The organism is Mesorhizobium sp. M7A.F.Ca.AU.001.01.1.1, assembly GCF_004022735.1.
Taxonomy (GTDB): Bacteria; Pseudomonadota; Alphaproteobacteria; order Rhizobiales; family Rhizobiaceae; genus Mesorhizobium; species Mesorhizobium ciceri.
This window is the reverse complement of sequence record NZ_RZPF01000631.1, coordinates 1-3,908: the sequence shown is the minus strand read 5'-3', so window position 1 is coordinate 3,908 and position 3,908 is coordinate 1. Positions and strand designations below refer to the sequence as shown.

The following is a 3,908-nucleotide window of genomic DNA, read 5'->3' as shown; positions in this document are numbered from 1 at the left end:
GATCTGGGCCGCGTCATGAACGCCGTCAACGAGGTTTCGTTCGGCGAGATCTACGTGAACCGGATCGGACCGGAAATGCTGCAGGGTTTCCATGTCGGCTTCCGCGAAAGCGGACTGGGCGGCGACGACGGCGTGCATGGGCTCGAGAGCTACATGCGCAAGAAGACGGTCTACGTGAACTATTCGGGTGCCGCCACGGCGGCATTGATGCCTTACGGGCGCTGAACAGCGCCCAACCAGTACGACCAGCCAGGTCGCCACCCGGCCGCTACGGCCGTTTCATATGATCGGGAGGAATGAAATGTACTATCGTGGATTTATGGCGGCCGCCTTGGCCTTGGCGCTATCGGGACTGGCCGCATCGTCGGCTCTCGCCGATGACACCATCCCACCGGAAGCAAAAGCTCTGCTCGAGCCGCTGCCCCTGTCGCCGAGGGGCCAACCCGTCCCAGGCTTCCCGGATGGTCCGCCGGCGGTGTCGCCGGACGTGCTGAAATTCTCCGATGAGGATCTTGCCAAGCTCAAGGCGGGCAAGTTTACCGCTGGACTGGTGATGCACACAATGGATGCGGGCTGGCCTCAGTTGCAGGTTGCCGGAATCAGCAACACACTCAAGGATCTTGGTATCGAAATTGTTGGAACCACCGACGCCAAGTTCCAGCCCGGTCAGCAAATCAGCGATCTGGAGCAGATGATCGCCCGTAAGCCCGACGTGATCTTCTCGATCCCGATCGATCCGAAGTCTGAGTCCGAAGCCTACAAGAAGGCGACGGCCGCCGGCATCAAGCTGGTTTTCATGGACAACGTCCCGGTCGATATGGCGCCCGGCAAGGATTATGTGACCGTTGTCGCCTCCGACAATGAAAAGAACGCCTACTTCGCCGCGCAGGAACTTGTCGGGGCGATTGGCGGCAAGGGCGAGGTCGGCATCATCACGCTGGTTTATGACTATTACTACTCCGTCGCAGCCCGAAAGGTCGGTGCCTTGAAGGCGTTCGGCGAACATCCCGACATCAAGGTCGCGGATGTCGGCACCTTCACAGCCCCCGAGAAGGCTTACGAGGTTGCCACCGCAATGTTGACGGCGCATCCCGACATGAAGGGCATCTTCGTTGCCTGGGACACGCCCGCCCAGCAAGTCGTGGCCGCGGCGAAGACACTCGGCCGCGATATCGTCGTCACCACGAATGACATTGCCGCTGACAGCGCGCTGAACGTTGCACGCGGCGAATTTCTGGCCGTAGGCGCGCAGCGTCCCTACGACCAGGGCGTCGCCGAGGCCAAGGCGGCCGCGCTTGCATTGCTTGGACATGACGTCCCGCCATACATTTCGGTGCCGACGTTGCGTGTCAAGAAGCTCGACCTTCTCAGTGCCCTCAAGCAGGTCACCAAGGAAGATGCTCCGGCCTCGGTGGTAAAAATCTGCAACGGCGAGTGCTTCTAGCCCACTTTTTCGTCGGCGGGCTCCAACAGGCCGCCGACGCTCCCCTAGCGATCGAGAAAATCGTCATGGCCGAAGCGAAAACGTCACCGTCCCACAACGCGATCGTAGCGATGCAACGCATCAGCAAGTCGTTTGGCGCAAACCGCGTGCTGTCTGATATTTCGTTCGAGGTCATGGCCGGTGAAACGCACGCGCTGCTCGGCGAGAACGGTGCGGGCAAATCGACGCTCATGAAGATTCTCATGGGAGCCTATCGAACGGATGAAGGCCGCATTCTGTTCGCCGGAGAGGACGTCACGGCCTTGTCGCTTCGCGACAGGATCGACCGCGGTATTGCAATGATCTTCCAGGAACTGAGCGTCTTGCCGAACCGCTCGGTTGCCGAAAATCTGTTCATCCTTCGCGAGCCACTCGCCTTCGGCATGCGCGTCGACACCAGAACAATGGTTCGCGATGCCCAGGCTCTGATCGAGCGGTACGCCTTCTCGCTTGATGCTTCCGCGCGTGTGGGCGATCTGGCCTTCGCCCAACGCCAGATGGTCGAGATCCTCAAGGCGATCTCGCGGGGCGCCAAGCTGCTCGTCATGGACGAGCCGACTTCATCACTGACCATCCACGAGGAAGAAACGCTTTTTCGGACCATCGGTCAGCTCAAGCAGGGCGGAATCGGTATCGTTTACATCAGCCACCGCATGGCCGATGTGCTGCGGCTTTCGGATCGCATCTCGATCATCAAAGATGGCCGACTGGTTGGCCCACTTGATCCGAGCAAGACATCCATCGAGGATATCGCTGCGATGATGTCGCGGCCGAGGGGCGACGCGCCTTTGCCGACCGCCACAGTGTCCGCGAAACGCCACCCGGCAACGTCGATCGGGGCGCCGGCTCTTGAGGTCCGCGATCTAGCCACGTCGCGCAAGCTGTCCGACATATCGTTCTCGATCGATCCAGGCGAGATCGTCGGCCTTGCCGGGCTTGTCGGCAGCGGCCGCTCGACCTTGGGCAAGGCTTTGTTCGGCATCCTTCCAGACGTATCCGGCCACATCAGTGTCGCAGGCGAACCCGTTCGGCCGGGCAGCGTAAGCAGAGCGATCGCTGCTGGTGTCGCGCTTGTTCCCGAAGACCGTCGGCTCGAAGGGCTTGTTGGCGGGCGCTCAATCGAGGAGAATCTTGCGCTTCCCCGGCTTTCCGATTTCTCGCTCGCGGGTCCCCTTGGGCCGATGGCGAAGGCGCGGATAGCGGCTCTGTTCAGACAATACCGCGACGACCTCAACATCCTGTGCCGCGGCCCCTTACAGAAAGCCCAGGAGCTTTCAGGCGGCAATCAGCAAAAGATCGTCTTCGCAAAATGGCTGGCAATGAAGCCGAAGCTGTTGATCCTCGATGAGCCAACTTCCGGCGTGGACGTCAATGCCAAGCGCGATATGCGCGAGCTTGTGCGCCGCACGGCGGGCGATGGCGTCGCCGTGCTGCTCATTTCTTCGGAACTCGAAGAACTCCTGGATTTGTCCGATCGCATTCTGGTGATGGCGCAGGGGCGGATAACGCGCAGCATGGGCAGCGCGCACGACGAGACCGGGCTTCGCGCGTTGCTGCAGGCCGAGGCCGCCAGACAAACCAGCGTACACGCTCAGGGAGTTGCAGCATGAAATCGTCCTCGATGCCGATGCGCGCTAGTGCGATGAATTTTTTCCGCGATCACATCACCTATGTGATCTTCCTGGCGATCACCCTCTATTTCGTCTTGTTCGCCCCCCACTTCGCGTCAGTCTCAACCGCAAGCGCCGTTCTGCGTATCACAGCCATCGTTTCCGTGATGGCGATCGGCATGACGTTCGTCATCATCTGCGGTGAAATCGACCTGTCGGTCGGTTCGGTTGCCAGCTTTTCAGGTATGATCGGAGCGTTGCTGCTCGATCAAAGTGTCCCGGCCTATGTCGCCGCCCTTCTGGTGTTGGGCGCCGGGGCCTCGATCGGCGCGGTGTCGGGCGTGCTTGTTACAAAACTGCGCATTCCATCGTTTCTCGTAACGCTTGGGATGTTGTCCATCTTTTCCGGACTGGCACTGACCATCACCGGCACCCGGCCCGTGTCGATCGTCGATGATGATTTTTCGAACCTGTTCTGGAACGGCAGTTTTCTGGGCATGCAGGCACCGATCTGGTGGACGATCGTCCTTACGGCCGTCGGCTACTACCTGCTGCATCAAATGCCCTACGGCAGGCGTGTTTATGCGACCGGTGGAAATGCTGTTGCCGCGCGCTTTTCCGGTGTGCGAACGGACGGCGTCAAAATCTTCGCCTTTGCGATATCCGGCATGACCGCGTCCCTTGCGGGCCTGATGCTCGCGGCCCGCTCCACGGCTGGCAATCCCAGCCTGGGAGCGGGTCTTGAACTGGACGTGATCGCGGCCGTGATCATAGGCGGGACAAGTCTCTTTGGCGGTTATGGATCAATCGTCGGT

4 protein-coding genes are annotated in these 3,908 nt (G+C 60.4%); all 4 read left to right on the top strand.

The features are described 5' to 3' along the window. Positions 1–225 (top strand): aldehyde dehydrogenase family protein (locus tag EN884_RS28690; protein ID WP_127386690.1); only part of this gene is annotated, 225 nt, incomplete at its 5' end. Between the two features lie 76 nt (positions 226–301). Further along, positions 302–1,444 carry a substrate-binding domain-containing protein gene (locus tag EN884_RS28685; protein WP_063170570.1) on the top strand — a complete coding sequence of 381 codons (1,143 nt, stop codon included), beginning with the start codon at positions 302–304 and terminating at the stop codon, positions 1,442–1,444. 65 nt (positions 1,445–1,509) lie between these two features. Next, on the top strand, positions 1,510–3,093 hold the full coding sequence (locus tag EN884_RS28680; protein WP_024505179.1) for a sugar ABC transporter ATP-binding protein: 1,584 nt from the start codon (positions 1,510–1,512) through the stop codon (positions 3,091–3,093). Then, a partial coding sequence (locus tag EN884_RS28675) for an ABC transporter permease (protein WP_164895202.1) occupies positions 3,090–3,908 on the top strand: 819 nt, incomplete at its 3' end. The genes EN884_RS28680 and EN884_RS28675, both read left to right, overlap by 4 nt.